Source organism: Nitrosopumilus sp. S6 (assembly GCF_054515815.1).
This window is the reverse complement of record NZ_JBTNRI010000007.1, coordinates 19,289-36,235: the sequence shown is the minus strand read 5'-3', so window position 1 is coordinate 36,235 and position 16,947 is coordinate 19,289. Positions and strand designations below refer to the sequence as shown.

Below are 16,947 nucleotides of genomic sequence, written 5' to 3'. Positions count from 1 at the left end.
GCTAAATTGATAGTTATAGATGAAAAGAGAATTTTTCAAGAAATAGAAGAAAAAAATCCTGCATCAGTCTCATTGAATGGACCAGATGGTATTTTACCACAAGTGCAAGATGCTGCAAAAAATATAACAAAAAAATTTGGCATTCCTGCATATGTTTTAGCTGATACTACATGGGGAACTTGTGATCTTAACTCAAATGGCTCTAAAGTTCTTGGTGCAGATATTCAATTCAATATTGGACATACAATAAACACTGAAACATACGAAAAAAACTTGATTCTAATTGATGCATATGATGATGTAGAATTTGACAGGGTGGCAAAAAAATGTGTAGAAATATTGAAAGGGAAAATAATTTCACTAGTAACAGATAGTCAACATTTACATCAAGTAGACAAAGTTGAAAAAATTTTAACAGAGAACGGAATTACAGTCAAAATTGGAAAAGGTAAAGGACAATTAAATGACGGACAAGTTTTTGGTTGTGAGTTTTATCCTGCAACAGATCTGAAAAAAGAAGTTGATGCATATGTTTTCCTAGGACAAAGTAATTTTCATGCATCTGGAATTGCATTATCCACTAACTTACCAACATATGTTTTAGATCCTTACTTTAATGAAGTAAGAGAAGTTACAGAATTTGCACAGAAATTAAAAAAGAAGGCAACTTTAGCAATATACAAAGCAGCTGAAGCGAAAACTTTCGGAGTCATTGTAGGATTGAAAGAAGGCCAGTTATCAAAGGTTTTTGCATTAAAAATCAAAAAAGAATTAGAAGCAGAAGGAAAAGAAGTTCAGTTATTTGCATTAACAGATATTACAAATGATAGATTAAGAAATCTAAAAGGAATTGATGCCTTTATTCAAGTTGCATGCCCTAGAATTTCTACAGACAATCAGTTTGACAAGCCTGTTTTATCATCACCTCAGGCTAATGCATTGTTAAAAATTCTCAGAAATGAAAGTATTGAAGGATATTTAGAAATTCCACATTGGTTATGACACTAATTTTTGAAATTTAGGATTATCAAATAACTTTTCAAAAGATTTTGATTTTTTTGCTTTAATTTTGTATTGTTTTCCTTGTGAAATTGATTTTTCAAGTAATAATAACGAATCATCTATTTTTGAAAGCATTGCTAAACTACAAGATTTATCAAATAAGACATCACCATTTTCAGGATAATCATTCAAAATAACATCACAACAAGAAATAGAATCATCATATTTGTTCATAGAAAACAGTATTCTTTCTTTGTGATATAGTGCAATATTGTATTTTGGGTTAGATTCTAAAATTTTGTCACATAAGGATAATCCTTCAAAGAGATTTCCTTGTTTTCTAAAGGAAGAGATTTTGTTTACTAATACAGAAAGATCGTCAGGATGTTTTTCAAGTGCAAGATCATAGCATTTCATAGCATTGTCATAATCTTTGAGTTTACTTAGTGCATAGCCTTTATTGTTTAAAGAACTCAAATGATAGGGATTCTCATCTAGAATTTTATCATAGTATAAAATTGCTTCATCATACTTTCCTTTTAAGAATAATCTATTTCCTTCATCTAAGATAGAATTTATTTTTGGATCATTCATTAACATTCAACTGGGTTTCATTATGATTTTTCCAAAAAGTCCTTTACCCTTTAACATCTTTGTATGAGCTTCAACAGCTTTCTCAAGTGGAAAAGTTGAATCAATTATAGATTTTATTTTTCCTTGAGACATCCAATAGAATCCTTGTTCAAGTTCAGCCCTTGTTCCTTGAGTTGAACCTAGAATGTTAAGTCCTTTAAAGAAAATGTGTCGAAGATCAGTTTTAGCCATATAGCCAGTAGTTGCACCAGTTGTAATTACAGTACCACCATAATTCAAAAGGGTTAGTTCCTTGTTCCAGTGAGAGCCTCCAATGTGTTCAAATATCACATCTACTCCAGGAACATCTCCATAGGGTTTTGGGATTTTTTTTGCAATTGCTCTCACTTCTTTATGCCAGTCATCTTTTCTATGATCTATTGCATAATCTGCCCCAAGGTCAAGTAATTGATCTAGTTTATCAGGACTAGCAGTTGCAATTACAGTACAACCAAAAAGTTTTGCAATCTGAATTCCATAATTTCCAACACCAGAACCACCACCCATAATCAAAACCAATTGACCAGGTTGAATTTTTGCTCTACCAACTAACATATGCCAAGAAGTTAACATAGTCATGGATGCAGCTGCTGCTTCTTCGTATGATACACCTTCAGGAATTTTTACAACATTTACTTCTGGAAGATGTGTGTATTCACAATATCCACCCCAAAGAGGACCTGTTTCAAATCCCCAAATAGTTCGTTTTTTACAATCATATTCTCGTCCAGAAGTACATCTCTTACAAACTCTACAAGACATGTTTCCATGAGAAACCACTCTATCACCAACTTTGAAATTTTTTACATCTTCACCTATTGCGGTTACTTCACCTGCTGCATCAGTTCCAGAAATATGAGGTAAAGGAATTGCAAGAGGTTTTCCTCGCATTCCCCAAATATCATCATAATTTAGAGCTGCTGCCTTTACTTTGAAAACTACTTCATTTGATTTTGGTTCAGGAATTGGGATATCTTTAATTTTTAAGATTTTTGAAAAATCATCATCGATAGCATATTCATCATAAACAAGAGCTTTCATGATTTTTTTCATATTTGTCGAAATATATGATTTATCAGGATCATTTAAGCCACAAACAATTATAATCATAAAAACAAGAATTTGAGCATGTCAGAAAATGCAACATTTCCAGGCGAGAAAATAGCATCTATTGAAGAATATGAGGCAGGACACAATGCTTTTGATGACGGAGACATGGTAAGAGCAGCAACCATTGGACAAAAGAACATCGATAAAACTACTAGAACTGCAAATATCAAACATCCAAAGGTTCTATCAATACCAAAGGTAGGCGATATTGTTATTGGAACAATTGCAGCAGTAATGTCATCTATGATTGCAGTCTCAATTGATTACATTAATGGAAATCCAACCACATCTAAAGTAGAATGTGTATGTTCAACAAGAAACATTAGAAAAAGAAATGTTGCACTAGTAAACGATATAGCAAAATTAAAAATTTTAAATCATCTAAATGGTACAATTCATGCAACTATTGATGAACCAAATTTGGGAATACTATTTACAAAATGTCGCAAGTGTGGTGGAAAAGTAGTACCTATGAGAGATGCAATAAAATGCACAGAATGTTCATGGATTGATGAAAGAAAACTGTCTACAGACTTTGGCAAAGGCGATTTCGTTAAACTGAGAGAATAAAAAATGATTAGTGTGTCGTTCCAAGGTGAACGGGGTGCATATAGTGAAGCTGCAGCAAGATCATTATTTGTTGAAGATATTGAAACAGTTCCATTTGCAACGTTTGCAGAAGTTTTAGAAAATACATCCAAGGACAAAACAGAATATTCAATTTTGCCTGTAGAAAATTCATTAGAAGGAAGTGTTGGGGAAAGCTATGATTTGTTGTACTCTACACCGCTAAATGCAACAGGTGAAATTTATCACAGAATTGAACACTGTCTAATTGGAATTGGTGAGAAAAATGAAGTTGATACTGTTTATTCACATCCACAAGCTTTGGGTCAATGTAGAAAATTTATTGAAGAACATAAAATGAAAACAATTCCTACATACGATACTGCAGGTAGTGTAAAAATAATCAAAGAATTAAACAAGAAGAATTGTGCATGTATTGCAAGTAAAACGGCATCAACAATATACGACGTCCCAATTATTTCAGAAAATATTGCAAATAACTTGAATAACTACACACGATTTTTGATATTATCAAAGAAAGAATCTAAAATTTCAAGAAATGATAAAACTTCAATAATATTTTCAATAAAACATGAACCTGGATCATTATTCAGAATAATTGAAAATTTTCATAGAAACAATGTTAATCTAACAAAGATAGAATCAAGACCAACTAGAACAAACACTTGGGAGTATAATTTCTATGTAGATTTTGAAGGACATCAAAAAGATTCTAAAATTTCAGAAATGTTAGAAAAAATCAAACAAGACACTTTATTTTTGAAAGTATTGGGTTCGTATCCTTCAACAAAATTAAGCTAAAAGCCTTTAGGCTTTCTTAATGTAAAGCCCATGCTAAATCCAATGATCACCATTCCAGAGATAATAACCATAAGATCAAAAGTAAACCAAATCGGATCAGAGGTTCTAATCAAAGTACCTGTAATTTCTAATTCAGTATTACCAGTGTTTTGAATTCGAATTATGGTATTTCCATCTAACAAGTGTATCCATTCCATCGCCAAGGGCTCTTCAAGTCTGTCTTTAAAGGAACTTTTTGGAATTTGTAATCCTTCATTGATTCCCTGCCCAAGTCCAGGGGACTCAAGTTCTAAATCAAAAGAATCACCTCTTATTTCCATATACTGTTTGGTACCATCAGGTGCAGGAATTGTATAAACTGTTGAATCTCCAATATCAACAATGTAATTTTCATGAATTGTGATTAATCCAATATGTGTGATTAATGAATATCCACCGATTCCAATAATTATGCTACCAACTACTAATCCAATTATAGTTCGTTTTGATAACATGATTCAATCAATCCCAATACTGTTTAAAAAATTATCTACATTACAAACGACTCTATAGTGACATTAACTCGGTCTTTAAGTAACTCAAAGAAGAAAAAATCTAAAGTGCAAGCCATACTTCAAAGCAAAATTGACGCCTATCTTGAGCGTAAATTCAGGGTTTCAAGAAGCCATGCCACACGTGAATCCTACCGATTCATCATTCACAGATTTGTGGATTTTATCCAGACAGAAAGAAAAGAAGACTTTGGACAGTTCCAAGAGTCGTTAAAAAATAACGATACGGATCCTATTGCAATCTTAGATGAGTTTTTCTCATTTCTTGCAGGAGGAAAAAAGCCACTTGCAAGTAATTCAATTAGACTATACCTTACAGTTTCAAAAGATTTTCTAAATTTTCTTGGATGTAAAATCTACATTGAAGACATTAAACAACGATTCAGGTTACCTAAAGCACGACATGTGTATGAAGAAGGATTAACCAAAGAGACTATCAATAGATTAATTCGATTCTCTAATCCAAAATTGGCAACATCTATTCTTATGCTTTGCTCCAGTGGTATGAGAATATCAGAACTATTACAACTTCGACTACAAGATATTGACCTTACAAAGAAGCCCACAACTGTCATGGTTAGAGCAGAAACCACAAAGACACGAGAAACACGAATTACATGCATTAGTTCAGAGGCCACTAATGCGTTAGAAGACTATATCAAAAGATATAAGATTACAAACCATCTATTTCTCAAAGATAGTCATGAGTCAGAAGAAGATTATATCAAAAATGTCACAGTAACAAGACAATCATTTGAGCGAATGTTACGTCATGTACGAAATAACATTCCAGAACTAAACAAGAAAAATGAAAATGGTAGAAATGCAATTCACTTTCACGCATTACGAGCTTGGTTCAAAACCCAAGTAACTGATGCACATCAATCAGACTTTGCAGAAGCATTAATGGGTCACAAGTCATTGAAATTAGTGTATTACCGCCAAAATGAAAAGGCAAGGGCTCAGATTTACCAAGATGTTGAACATACCCTAACTATTGCTGAAACTGAGAAATTAGACCAAAATTACGCACAAATTCAGAAGGAAAATCATGAATTGAGAGAAATTGTAGATAATCTATCTAGACAGTTGCAGAATTTAGAAAAGAGAATAGACACTACTTTAATTGATTAAGTGTTTCATAGATTGAATTTATTTTTTCGCTAGTCATTTTGGTATTTGGTTGACCATTAAACACTCCTAGTAAATCATCAAGACGAACCACTCTTACGGTAGGTCTAACTAACTTTAATTCTAAATCATCATTGGTAAATACTACAACTGCAATGATGTAACCAACATCAATATTCTTTGATTCAAACCAATTCTTTAGTACAACTGCATTTCGTTTTGCTTGTTTACTGGGATTTCCTATACTTGCATCATAAACAGTGCCTCGTCTTCCTACCTTATCTCTATACCAATCATCATCATAACATTTGATGATTCCATTGTAGTTTTTTGTTTCTATTACAAATACTCCAGTAGAACCAATTACCACATGATCAATATTTTGTCTATCACCTGGAAGAACTATATCATTTACAACCTTAAAAGAAGAATCAAGGTTTTCTAAAACACGAATAACAGACTCTTCACCTTCAGCACCAATATTCCATGTAGTTTGTTTACTCCAAAAGTAGGCTCCAAGAATAAACAAAACTATGGATAAAAAGAAAAACAAAAAATGAATTGCAAGACCAAAAAAGGAAACTACTGCAACTACAAATAATATAATTGAAGTGTTTCGATAGGAATTTCCTCTTCTACGAGTTTCAAGTTTGTCCATGGCTTTTACTAAACCTCATTAAAGCAAGTACAGGAATACCAACATACATCATCACATTCAACATTATCAAACTAATTCCATATCCCAAAACTTCTGCCTCTGAATCCATATCCACATAATTTAGAATTGATAGACTGGCAATCATAGGAGTAATTGCAACTTTAACCATCTCTCGAAATGCAGGATTTTCTCTTTCATAGTCTGCAATTACAGGACTAAAGGAATAGTAGAAATCATTGAAATTTTTCATAAATTTTGTGCCTGACTCTGTGTTGAATAGTTGATTATCTCGTAGCTCTCTTAATTGTTGCACTTGTGGGGCTAGTTCTGTTCCATATGTTGCAGTAGCAATTAGACAACCTCCACCTCTAGAACTTGATTCTAGTGATTTGTAGTTTGGATCTGCAATACAAATTCCATCTTTTTCTATTGTTCCAACTCCACAAGCAATTTCAGACTCATCAGTTTGTTCAACAGCTACAAGAGTTGCAAACCCACAAACACCATTCATTGTGTGATACATATTTTCTAATTGTTTTGCGTTAACATAGTTACCAAAATTACTACAGTTATCATTCCAGTTTTGAGATTCCACTCTAATTTTTTGAAATTCATTCCAAAGTGAATTACATTCGGACTCATATTGTAATGTATTTTTGTAATTATCTACAATAATTTTCCCAGTTTCTTGATTTTTTTCATTTAATCCTTGTTCTAAAAGATTTGAAATTAATGGATAATCATCAAGTGATGCATATTGACCAAATTTGAAATCATTACAAGAATTAGATTCAACATCAGTTTCTAAATTCAGATACAGCCTAAACTCCTCTTCATGATATGGACATAATCTTTCTAAAATTAGAAATGCTGAACCATAATCATTGTTTGCCAAAGCACCTCCATAAGCAAAATTATCTTGTTCAGAAGCAAAACTAAGACATTCTTTTACTTTTGAAAGATAATCACCTGCTGGGCCATTATTGAACTCATGACCCATTCCTTCCATTAATTGTGCATATCTTGCTTCTTTCCACATTTCTTCAGCAGTTTGTGCAAATACTGGAATTGGAATTAACAAAACAAACACCAGTGCAATAATTATTACAGATTTCATTTATGACACTCACAACTACAACTACTTGGTACACATCTGTGATTAAGACAGTCCTTGCAACCTTTACTTCTTCCACTTTTTACTCTTAACCACTCTTTATCCATTTAGTTCACTTTGATGATTCCAGATTTTGCTAAAAATTCAATTCCTTTTAGAAAGTCACCTTCACCAATCAATCCATCAGCCCACCACTTTGCATTATTTTTAATCCAATCAGGAACACCATCACTTGCAGTAACTGAAGTTTCTGAAGATACAGGAATAGAAATGACTTTTTCTTTAACTAAATGCTGAATTCCCTGAACAAAAGAATCATCATCAATTTGTCCATCTGCCCACCACTTTGCATTATTTTTAATCCAATCAGGAACTTTTGGTGACGTTACTGATGCAGACAGCAATTGTGAATTTTTCTCAGACACTTTACTAGATTGATGTGCTTCTGTTGCTAATTTGAGAGAACCACTAAGAGAGTAAATATCTCCATTTTTGTATGCATTCTTTGAATCTTGAAGTGTTTTTGATGCTGTTTCAAGATTTTGACCACTTAGATCATCTAGGTTTGAATTTGTTTCTTTCCAAAGAAATGCCAATCGTGCATCACTAATCATGTTTCTTTCAAAATTAGTAAATGATAACGATGCATTTCCACATGGATCTATGAAAATCAAATTAAACAATAATCCACAACCAGCATTAGGAAAAGAATATGTCATTGGACTAGAATACCAGTTAAAATATTCATTTACAGTAATATCTCCAAAATCATTTGTGCTCATAAAAGGATGCATCAATCCCAAAGCATGTCCTGTTTCATGGATTAGTAAATCAGTAAATCCAATTTCTTCACCCCAGACCTTCTTTTGACTAGTTACTCCTAATGCACAACATGATTCGTTAGAATTGGGAAATGAAGGTGCAATACCTAAAACACCAAAATCATCCAAGTAAATATCAAATTTATCACTACTATCAATCTCAATTAACACAGGAACAATTTGTGTATCCTCAGTGCTAGTTGATTTTTTAGACTCTGCCCAAGAAATCAAATAAGGTTGAATTTTACTTACGTCTAGAATCTGAAGAGATTTTTCATCCCCGTAGATATTTTCAATGGTATGATGTGAAGTAGACTCTAATACTTTTTTGAATTCATAAGACAGCCCCCTAGTATCTTTTCTTTCTAACTCAAAATTTATTTCCCAGTCAGAAAATGGATATAAGAATTCAAGTTCTTTCTTTACTTTTTCTTCATCAACGAAATAGGGTAGGGTTTGAGGAGTAACTGTATTTTGACCTCCAGGTTTTGTGTATATCAACACATTGACGACATACTGCTCTGCATTTTTTATTGGATACAGTAAATGTGGAGAAACAACATACTGTAATGCCTCAGAAGTGTGAAAAGTAATCAAATCTGCAACACATTGACTAGAATCACAATCGTGTGCAGATTCTATCCAAGGTGGAAAAGCATACTCAAATGTTTGAATGTCTAAATCTAACCAAGGTACTGCATACAAATCAAAAAACAACATATTGTAATTTCCACCATATCCCATCAATCCCATAGAAGAAAATTCTTTACCGGATGCATCATCTCTACTTGTAACAGAATAATTTCTCAGAAAATCAGCATCATCCAAATCCATTGCAATAAATACCAAATTTACAGAATCAGGGTCAGACAGTTCAGTATTGCTGCCAATGAACTTTTCATAGATGAATTCTTCAGTTGCAAGAGCATCAATTAACCTATAATCAATATTGTAACTTGCGACATTTCCATATCTATCAAATGTTACCCATTCAGGATGATTTGCAGCTACCCAAGCTGCTTGCCAGAAAGGAATGTCAACTAAATCTGAACCAACTATTGGTCTTTGAAAAGAAGAGTTTTTCAGAAATGTTGATAGTTCTTCAACTTCTTTGTCTGAAACTGAAACAAAATTGTAATTGTATACGTGTCGAACTCCTGTTTTCTCTTGTGATGAGACATAGATTGGATCTCGATATTTTGGTAAATTATTTGAGATGGTAGATTTTGCAGTAGAGAGCCATTCATCTCCAATTAAAATTAAATTTACATTCGTGTGTCTTTCTACTACAATATCAGAATCAGAAGGAATTTGGAAAATAGGAGTGGGAGTTGGTTGTAATTTGATTATTGTGGGAGTGGGAGTAGAATCTAGTTTGAATGAATTGATACTTTCTTCAAATAATTCAAAATTTGTCTCGTTTCCAATAGTTTTTGCAACAACAAACCAATAATCATCTTCATCAGGAATCAAAAGCATTCTAAATGTGGTTGGAATATCATCCATTACTGCAGAATATTTTATTGAGATTGATTTTTCCTGATTTACAGTAATTATTTTAGAATCTAATAGTTTGAAACTCCAGCATGGGCCATGTCTGTTTATTTTACAAGTAGTTTCAAGATTTTCTTCTATTTTATCTACTAAGGTTTGATCCACATCTTTTATTTCAATAAACTCTCTATCATAAAGATCTGCTAACTCATATTTGTCTGAAAGAACAACAGAAATTCCAGAAGTTCCCATATAATCAGATTTAAAAAATACTTTATTTGGTGTAGAATCCCAAGTATCAACTATTTCCCATTCTGAAGGATATTCTATTGAGAATCCATGTTCATTGTATAATGAAAGTTGTTCTGCACCAAATGTTGAAACAGGAATGAACAGAACAAATGCTAATGCAATAATTAGTACAGATTTCATCTACCAACACCACACCAAAAAGCAAGATGTAGGTTTTGATTCCTTGATTAGTTTTGAAATTTCATTCAAATTACTACCCATTTCATTCCAAGATGAAATATTTGGATCTTTTTCATTTAACGTATACCAAACTTTGGCATTTTCATAATGCTCTTTACCATACTGTGTATCTCCATTATGCAAATATTCTTCAATTTTAATCAAATTTGATTGGGTTTGTTTTAAAATATTCCAAGCCTTGTTGATTTTTTCTTGCGATTCATCAGAATTAGATTGTGTTTGCTCTAGGGATTTTTGTGCAATTACAAGACCATCTCTAATAGAATTTAATTTTTCATAGGAATTTCTTTGTAATTCAGGTAGTTCCTGTTTGATTTTATCTATTCTTTCATTCCTTTGACGTTCTTGTTCTTTTTTCAGAATTTCCTGTGCTAGTCTATCAGATTCTCTTTGTTCCCGTTCTTTTTGTTCTCGTTCAAATTGTGCTTGTTGTAATTTTCTAACATTTTCTTCATGAATTTTTGCCGATTCTTGTTCTCGTTGTTTTTGATCATCATGTTTAGATGTGTACTCTTGGAAAACAATCGTAGGCCCAGAAGTAGTTGAGCCAAACCATTTGTTAGAACCTGCATATTTCAAAGCAAAATTATAGATTCCTGAACCACTTGCAACTGAAAATTCAAAATCTCCTTGTCCATTTGTACGAGTGGTTCCTAGTTCTCTATCATTCATGTAAATTGTAACTGGTTGATATTTGATGAACTCCCATCTTCCATCCCATTGAGTATTTCCTAGAACAGTTCCTCTAAGAAGTACATCATCATTACTTGAAACAGTCATGCTTTGAGTTTTCCATTGTGTAAAAGTAGAATATTTTTGTGTAGGAGTAGGTTTTGGTATGGATTGGGAAGGTTTTTGTGAACTTTTTAATTTTGATAATTCATCAGGATTTTCTAGCAGGTATGTCATCTCCACCATTGAAAGAGTGTTAGCATCAATTCCAAACTCTTTTACAAATGCTGAGCGTAATTTTGATTCAACAAAAGTATAGTCAGACGTGCTAATTTCACCTGAATCTAGAATTGATGCAATCTTTAGTGCATCACTACTTCCCGGAATCACTGAATCTAAAACCATCCCAATTAATTTAGATTCGGTAGAGCTTCCCGTTATTGTAATTACATTATTTCTACAATCATTGTAACAGGATTTGCTACTTTGATAATAGGAATTTCCATTGTATATGGCATAAACCTCAACTGTGGTCGATTCCATCAAATTAAAAAAGCTGTTTGCAGCTGAAACGGTTCCCAATCCACCTATCAAATCAAGAAACAAGGCTGAAAATCTTCTATCACCTGAATCTAAATCACGAACTTGCCAAGTGACTTTAAAATTTCCATTGGAATCAGTAATTACAGTTCCAATAGAGTCATGAACTAAATCTACAGGATCAAAATCTTTTAGATAAATCGTAGCATCTCTAACTCCATATCCATTTGAAGTTAATTTTCCTGAAATTGTTACAGTTCCACCTTCTCTTACTGTATAAGGGTAAATGTTGAGTGTTAGTTGAGTATTATTTTTTGGAGCTTCTTGAGCATAGGCTGTTCCAGTTAACCATGGATGCAACATACAAAAAAATGGATATTTTCCATCATGAGTAAAAGTTAGTGTCCAACTATTTCCAGGTTTTATTATTCCAGAATCAAAAGTTCCATTCGGTCCATCACTAGTAGTACCTCCAACAATAGTATGAGATGTGGAATCTTGATTAATCCATTTTACTTTATCACCTTGATTGATGTTAAAATTATGTACATCAAAACAATTTGAACAATTGGGATTAGAAGCTCCTTGATTGATATTAATTGAATATGATTCAGCAAAAGCATAATCTGCACTAAAGAAAACTCCAAATCCTAAAAATATTATAATAAAGTATGAACCTCTCAAGTAATTTTTTTCAGATACAATTTACTTTTAAATCTGATCTTCATTTTTAGTAGCAAGTCTTATCTTTCCTAGTTTAATACCTGAATCCTAATAGAGCAATCATCTCTAGATATCTCCATTGCATGATTAGTACAAAATCTCATTATCTGCTTGCAAAATGGCTTTTTCATTCCTTCCTCAAAGTGATAAAACATCACATTAGCAAAGGCCTCAGTATTGCATCCTAGCATGTTACATATCATGAAGAGTAAACTATACTTTTTGAGGCTAAAAGAGAGGGGTTATTGTGAAAATTGGATTTAGAATCTTCCACTAACCATCAAAGAACACAAAATGAACTGCATAATACCACCCACAATATTTCGAATTTCAGTCCATGTAAAATCAGACATTTTGTTATGATGAATTAATTCATCTCTATAATCAAAAATTTCTAAAACATTTGTCCAATTCTTATGAAGAGGGGTGGTATATTTTACATGCTCAACTTCTAAAGAATAATCTGGAGCATAATCTACACTTTCAGAAAATATTGCTTTAAGAAAATCTTCACCAATGAATTTACTCATTAATTCATTTACTTGTTTTATGTCAGCAAAGTTATACATTGATGCTAACTGATGACTTATTGGAACATCGATTCTAACATCTTTAAAAAATTCTGATGCTGTTGTTTTATCCTTGTCAGCAAGCCTACCAATTTCATTTAACATATAAAATTCAAAAATTGAAATTGTCCTAATAATAATAAAATTGCATAAGCTTTTTCGAATTGGATCACCTTTTCTTCTTTTCTTTATTTCGGATAGCATAGGATCAATTTCAATTCTCTTAAAGTATCTAATTCTCCTAAATGGTGTGTCAGTTATTCTGGCCTTTGCTTTACGTTGACTATAGCTGGAACGTTTAGGTTTCATAATCTATAAAAAGAATATCATACTTTATGATAAAATCTTTAGGTTATGTTAAACATCAATCCATGTTTTTCCATCATCATAGCTAACTGCAGTCACTTTAACCTCTGGAACAGGCTCAGATTTCTGTAATTCCTTTGAAATTGCATTTTTGATAAAGTCACTTCTACATTGATTACCTGTGTTACATTTTTCATCAATTCTTTGAATAAATTCAGGAGTTAATCGAATAGTGATAGTACGTGTATTCACGATTGTGTTACATATTGTGTTACGTTAGTTAAACACCGAGTCTGGAACAAAAATCTGTAACATCAAATGCATTATTCTCAGCATCCTCAGAAGAATATCTTATCACACAATCAGCATAACTGTCCAAAGTTCGAGAATCTATAGGTCCAATAGTTAGTGATATTGTTAGATGAATCTGATTGAGGCTAAAATAGGGATATGATTGAGATTGCTCCTTAAATTTTGAGCCTATTTTGACTAGTTTTCTTTGAACATCATTGCGTGCAGGTCTTCCACGATATATCAAAGAAGATGATGTTGGTGTGGGTTCATCAAAGAATTCATCAATTCCTGATTCTGAAATGATACCCCATTCTAATGCCTTTGTCATATGATTTGACACAATTCGCAGATCATCAAAACTAAATTTTCTATTTACAAAACTTCCATGGTCATGTTTTATGTGCCACCACCAGCTTGCAGGACTTTTGTGAATCTTACAATGTTTTTTAATTTTTTTTTGTACTACACATACAGGACAATACCAACGAACTCTAGTAAAACATTGAGAAGCATAAGATCGGTCTTTATCTAACTCATCAGCATAACTCAAGTATCAATCACCTCAGATTGATTCACTTCAGGTACTATCTTAGAACTCAAAAGTGATAGTCTATTGTTTTTCAGAGTGAATTCAAAGGATAATTCATTATTTGAAACTAGTTTTTTTGGAATTAATACTAGAAAATGTTGCTCTTTTAATTGTAGTTGTGTAGAAAGTTCTTTTGAGAGTAGAAATGATGGAAGATGAGTCATTGTGCAACAACAACATCTTTTTGATCTTAATTAATTGGATAGATCAAATCTGTTGACAATATTTTTTGGGAGTAAAAAAAGTATTACTAATACAAAGCATAGATAACATTTCTCACGAACAAATTAGAAATGTAAATAAATTTGACAAAGTATTGTTGTAAAGCATAGCTAACACTTGGTATCAAGTGTTACGTATGGAACAAATTATTTAATTTCCCTACTGAAGTCTATGAGCAATATCTAATCTCATTGTAATTTCAGAAAGATAAACTTCAACAAGATTGCCTTTGTCATTAGAGTATTCATATTTGTAAAATGCATCTTTAAATTTTGATTGAGAGATAAATTTCTCACCTTCTTTTTGTGTCCATTCAGCATCACCTAGGGATTTTTTGGCATACCACAACGCAGTCCAGGCTTTATCAACTTCTTTTTGTGCATCTGAATTGCCATAATACAAGCCTGAAAGGGAATTTTCAGCCTCAGATATGCCTGATTTTAGAGATACAATCTTAGAATTCACTAAACTTTGAGATTTTAGTGACTTTTGTTTCCAGTCAATTGGTTTTGTGTCAGGACATCCATCTCCATCTCTATATCCATTGAAAGTTTCTTTTTGGTAATCACATTTGTCTCTAGAATTTGGTATTCCGTCTTTATCAGAATCTAAGTTAGTTGTTGCTTTTGGAATTGTAGTTGGTTTTGTGTCAGGACATCCATCAGTATCTTTGTAAAAGTTGAATGTTTCCTTTTCATAATCACATAAATCACGTGAGTTAGGTATTCCATCTCCATCAGAATCTAAAGTAGTTTTTGGAGTAGGAGCAGGTGTTGGTTTTGAAATAGTTGTAGATGAACTTTTTCCAAGATAATCATTTACTGTAAATTTTGATTCATATGAAACTCGTGTATTTGGATTTTTGAATCCATCAGAATTGTAAAGATAAGCTACAGCTGCTAAGTTAAAATCAGAGGGTTGGCTTGAACGGAAAAATGAAGTTGGGCACGTTGGAACCCATCTTCCATTAGAATATTCAGCACTGCACATCAAATCTCCTTTCATGTTAAATGTGTGACCTAGTCCCATAGCATGAATGAATTCATGAGCTGCAGTAGCACCAACATCAGGACTATTAGAGCAGACTTGTGTTTGAACAGGTTTTGTTGTACCTCTCCAAATTTTTGCCCAGCCCGAATACTCATACAAACATTTTGAGTCTTTGTCAGGAGTTACAAGATTCATTACAATATCAGGCTTATTTTTAAAAAATAATTTTCCTGGTTGTATTACTTCAAAAGAGATATCCCATGTCCCTCCATGTTTTCTTTCCAAAAGAGTTTCCCAAGTCCTAATTCCCTCTTGGATTGGAATGATATGCTTTCTTACTTCATCATAGGAATCAGGGGATGGAACGATAGCAACTTTGGGATTTCTGTTAAGGTCAAGTGAGTAATACAATTTCATATATTCACTACCTGACAATGAAGGATCGGTTATTGTTCCAGATGGAGGTTGAGGTGGAGGGGCAGATGAAATTATTGTCCTTAGTGGAACAGTATACTGACAACTTGCACCAAAGGCTAGTGTTGGACCTTTATCACATGTGGTTAATCGATATAAGACATCATTTCCTTCAAAAACAGCGTAAATATCAGCAACTGAATCTTCATCAACATTTGTTACAAACCAAGTAGCTGAGAATTTTCCAAAACTATCAACATATGCAGTTGCAAGCAAGTCATCAGGATTTAATGGATCTTCATCTTTGATGTAAACTACGGCACCATATGGACTTCCTTGGTTAAGATCCAAGTTTCCTGAAAATGTAATTACATCACCCACTGTTGCGCTACTAGGAAATGGATTCAAGGTTATAGAACCCCCATATTTTAGAACACTCATCTCTTGGTTATAGCTTCTAGCTCTCTTGTAGGATGAATCACCATCAAATACTGCATAAACATCAAAGTCAGTTTCTACTACTCCAGCAGAAACTTTCCATGGAATTGAAAACTTTCCACTAGAATCTGTTCTCCCGTATCCTAATCTTTGATCTGGAGATAATGGATCATCTTCCATAATTTTTACAAGAGTATTTCTCAAAGGTTCTCCATTAGAAGTTAATTTTCCAGTAAAAGTTACTGATTGTCCTGCGTAAATTGAGGAGGGAATTCTATCTAGTGTTATTGATGTTGGATAGTAAGTCGATGTTGAGCCTGAATAGCTTGAAGAACTAGAACTTGAGGAGCTGGAATAGGATGATGAAACATCAACACTGTATTGAACACTTTTTGCTTTTGAAATATTTGAGCTTCCTTCATAAACTGCATAAAAATCCCAAGAACCACTACTACGTACTTGTGCTTTCCAAGTTGCAGAATATCTACCATTTTCATCTGTTTGAACGGTTCCAAGAATTGTATCAGTTCCAAATCGTACATTATCTTTGATGTAAATTGTTGCCTCAGTAACTACATGTCCTGAAGTAGTTGAGAGTTGTCCTGAAAATGTTATTGTGTCTCCAGATTTTACTTTTGAAGAAATTGGATCAAGAGTTAAAACTCCCGTATATGATTGTGCAAAAGAATCAGGAATGAAACTTGTAAGTGTGATAATACTGATGAAGAGAAAAACAACCGCTAAAACATGTTTAAATCTTAGCATGTGATATTCATATCATATACATTTACATAA

General features: G+C 32.8%; 16 protein-coding genes. 4 read left to right on the top strand and 12 right to left on the bottom strand.

What is annotated here, in order from left to right; genetic code table 11:
* Nucleotides 1-6: 6 nt before the first annotated feature.
* Nucleotides 7-1,002, top strand: a complete 996-nt coding sequence (gene dph2, locus ACX12B_RS06240; RefSeq protein ID WP_459353179.1) for a diphthamide biosynthesis enzyme Dph2 — start codon at nucleotides 7-9, stop codon at nucleotides 1,000-1,002.
* Here dph2 and ACX12B_RS06235 read toward each other — a convergent pair.
* Both ACX12B_RS06235 and ACX12B_RS06230 read right to left on the bottom strand, forming a co-directional pair.
* Nucleotides 997-1,596: a tetratricopeptide repeat protein gene (locus ACX12B_RS06235; protein WP_459353178.1), complete on the bottom strand. Its 600-nt coding sequence runs from the start codon at nucleotides 1,594-1,596 to the stop codon at nucleotides 997-999. The genes dph2 and ACX12B_RS06235 overlap by 6 nt on opposite strands.
* 6 nt (nucleotides 1,597-1,602) lie before the next feature.
* Nucleotides 1,603-2,676, bottom strand: a complete 1,074-nt coding sequence (locus ACX12B_RS06230; protein WP_459353177.1) for a zinc-binding dehydrogenase — start codon at nucleotides 2,674-2,676, stop codon at nucleotides 1,603-1,605.
* An 87-nt stretch (nucleotides 2,677-2,763) separates the two neighbouring features.
* Here ACX12B_RS06230 and ACX12B_RS06225 point away from each other — a divergent pair, with 87 nt between their 5' ends.
* Together ACX12B_RS06225 and pheA are read left to right on the top strand one after the other, a co-directional pair.
* Entirely contained in the window at nucleotides 2,764-3,315 is a 552-nt protein-coding gene (locus ACX12B_RS06225; RefSeq protein WP_459353176.1) for an exosome complex RNA-binding protein Csl4, read from the top strand.
* A gap of 3 nt (nucleotides 3,316-3,318) precedes the next feature.
* Nucleotides 3,319-4,134, top strand: a complete 816-nt coding sequence (pheA, locus tag ACX12B_RS06220; RefSeq protein ID WP_459353175.1) for a prephenate dehydratase — start codon at nucleotides 3,319-3,321, stop codon at nucleotides 4,132-4,134.
* Here pheA and ACX12B_RS06215 read toward each other — a convergent pair.
* On the bottom strand, nucleotides 4,131-4,628 hold the full coding sequence (locus tag ACX12B_RS06215; protein WP_459353174.1) for a hypothetical protein: 498 nt from the start codon (nucleotides 4,626-4,628) through the stop codon (nucleotides 4,131-4,133). The two genes, pheA and ACX12B_RS06215, sit on opposite strands and share 4 nt — an antisense overlap.
* A gap of 105 nt (nucleotides 4,629-4,733) precedes the next feature.
* On the opposite strand from ACX12B_RS06215, the gene ACX12B_RS06210 reads away from it, so the two are divergent.
* Nucleotides 4,734-5,819 (top strand): tyrosine-type recombinase/integrase, encoded by a 1,086-nt coding sequence (locus ACX12B_RS06210; protein ID WP_459353173.1) that lies wholly within the window; start codon nucleotides 4,734-4,736, stop codon nucleotides 5,817-5,819.
* Here the strand turns inward: ACX12B_RS06210 and ACX12B_RS06205 are convergent.
* The 9 genes from ACX12B_RS06205 to ACX12B_RS06165 all read right to left on the bottom strand — a co-directional run bounded on the left by ACX12B_RS06205 (nucleotide 5,803) and on the right by ACX12B_RS06165 (nucleotide 16,917).
* A complete protein-coding gene (locus ACX12B_RS06205; RefSeq protein WP_459353172.1) occupies nucleotides 5,803-6,474 on the bottom strand; it encodes a nuclease-related domain-containing protein in 672 nt (223 codons plus the stop codon). The genes ACX12B_RS06210 and ACX12B_RS06205 overlap by 17 nt on opposite strands.
* On the bottom strand, nucleotides 6,461-7,591 hold the full coding sequence (locus tag ACX12B_RS06200; protein WP_459353171.1) for a CFI-box-CTERM domain-containing protein: 1,131 nt from the start codon (nucleotides 7,589-7,591) through the stop codon (nucleotides 6,461-6,463). The genes ACX12B_RS06205 and ACX12B_RS06200 overlap by 14 nt, the downstream gene beginning before the upstream one ends.
* Before the next feature lie 104 nt (nucleotides 7,592-7,695).
* Complete coding sequence (locus tag ACX12B_RS06195) at nucleotides 7,696-10,335, bottom strand: hypothetical protein (RefSeq protein WP_459353170.1); 2,640 nt, start codon at nucleotides 10,333-10,335, stop codon at nucleotides 7,696-7,698.
* On the bottom strand, nucleotides 10,336-12,291 hold the full coding sequence (locus tag ACX12B_RS06190) for a plastocyanin/azurin family copper-binding protein (RefSeq protein WP_459353169.1): 1,956 nt from the start codon (nucleotides 12,289-12,291) through the stop codon (nucleotides 10,336-10,338).
* Nucleotides 12,292-12,590: 299 nt separating this feature from the next.
* Nucleotides 12,591-13,208, bottom strand: coding sequence for a hypothetical protein (locus ACX12B_RS06185; RefSeq protein WP_459353168.1), 618 nt, complete (start codon nucleotides 13,206-13,208; stop codon nucleotides 12,591-12,593).
* Nucleotides 13,209-13,256: 48 nt separating this feature from the next.
* Nucleotides 13,257-13,457 carry a ribbon-helix-helix domain-containing protein gene (locus ACX12B_RS06180; protein WP_459353167.1) on the bottom strand — a complete coding sequence of 67 codons (201 nt, stop codon included), beginning with the start codon at nucleotides 13,455-13,457 and terminating at the stop codon, nucleotides 13,257-13,259.
* Nucleotides 13,458-13,485: 28 nt separating this feature from the next.
* Nucleotides 13,486-14,049: a hypothetical protein gene (locus ACX12B_RS06175; protein ID WP_459353166.1), complete on the bottom strand. Its 564-nt coding sequence runs from the start codon at nucleotides 14,047-14,049 to the stop codon at nucleotides 13,486-13,488.
* Nucleotides 14,046-14,252: a hypothetical protein gene (locus ACX12B_RS06170; RefSeq protein WP_459353165.1), complete on the bottom strand. Its 207-nt coding sequence runs from the start codon at nucleotides 14,250-14,252 to the stop codon at nucleotides 14,046-14,048. Before ACX12B_RS06170 ends, ACX12B_RS06175 begins: the two co-directional genes overlap by 4 nt.
* Before the next feature lie 217 nt (nucleotides 14,253-14,469).
* The gene (locus tag ACX12B_RS06165) at nucleotides 14,470-16,917 is read right to left on the bottom strand and encodes a hypothetical protein (protein ID WP_459353164.1); all 2,448 of its coding nucleotides are present in this window, start codon (nucleotides 16,915-16,917) and stop codon (nucleotides 14,470-14,472) included.
* Nucleotides 16,918-16,947: the final 30 nt, after the last annotated feature.

Bases quoted from the DNA above. Each gene is read 5' to 3' on its own strand.
- ACX12B_RS06235 (WP_459353178.1), bottom strand. From the start codon at position 1,596: ATGAATGATCCAAAAATAAATTCTATCTTAGATGAAGGAAATAGATTA.
- ACX12B_RS06230 (WP_459353177.1), bottom strand. From the start codon at position 2,676: ATGAAAGCTCTTGTTTATGATGAATATGCTATCGATGATGATTTTTCA.
- ACX12B_RS06225 (WP_459353176.1), top strand. From the start codon at position 2,764: ATGTCAGAAAATGCAACATTTCCAGGCGAGAAAATAGCATCTATTGAA.
- pheA (WP_459353175.1), top strand. From the start codon at position 3,319: ATGATTAGTGTGTCGTTCCAAGGTGAACGGGGTGCATATAGTGAAGCT.
- ACX12B_RS06215 (WP_459353174.1), bottom strand. From the start codon at position 4,628: ATGTTATCAAAACGAACTATAATTGGATTAGTAGTTGGTAGCATAATT.
- ACX12B_RS06205 (WP_459353172.1), bottom strand. From the start codon at position 6,474: ATGGACAAACTTGAAACTCGTAGAAGAGGAAATTCCTATCGAAACACT.
- ACX12B_RS06200 (WP_459353171.1), bottom strand. From the start codon at position 7,591: ATGAAATCTGTAATAATTATTGCACTGGTGTTTGTTTTGTTAATTCCA.
- ACX12B_RS06195 (WP_459353170.1), bottom strand. From the start codon at position 10,335: ATGAAATCTGTACTAATTATTGCATTAGCATTTGTTCTGTTCATTCCT.
- ACX12B_RS06185 (WP_459353168.1), bottom strand. From the start codon at position 13,208: ATGAAACCTAAACGTTCCAGCTATAGTCAACGTAAAGCAAAGGCCAGA.
- ACX12B_RS06170 (WP_459353165.1), bottom strand. From the start codon at position 14,252: ATGACTCATCTTCCATCATTTCTACTCTCAAAAGAACTTTCTACACAA.
- ACX12B_RS06165 (WP_459353164.1), bottom strand. From the start codon at position 16,917: ATGCTAAGATTTAAACATGTTTTAGCGGTTGTTTTTCTCTTCATCAGT.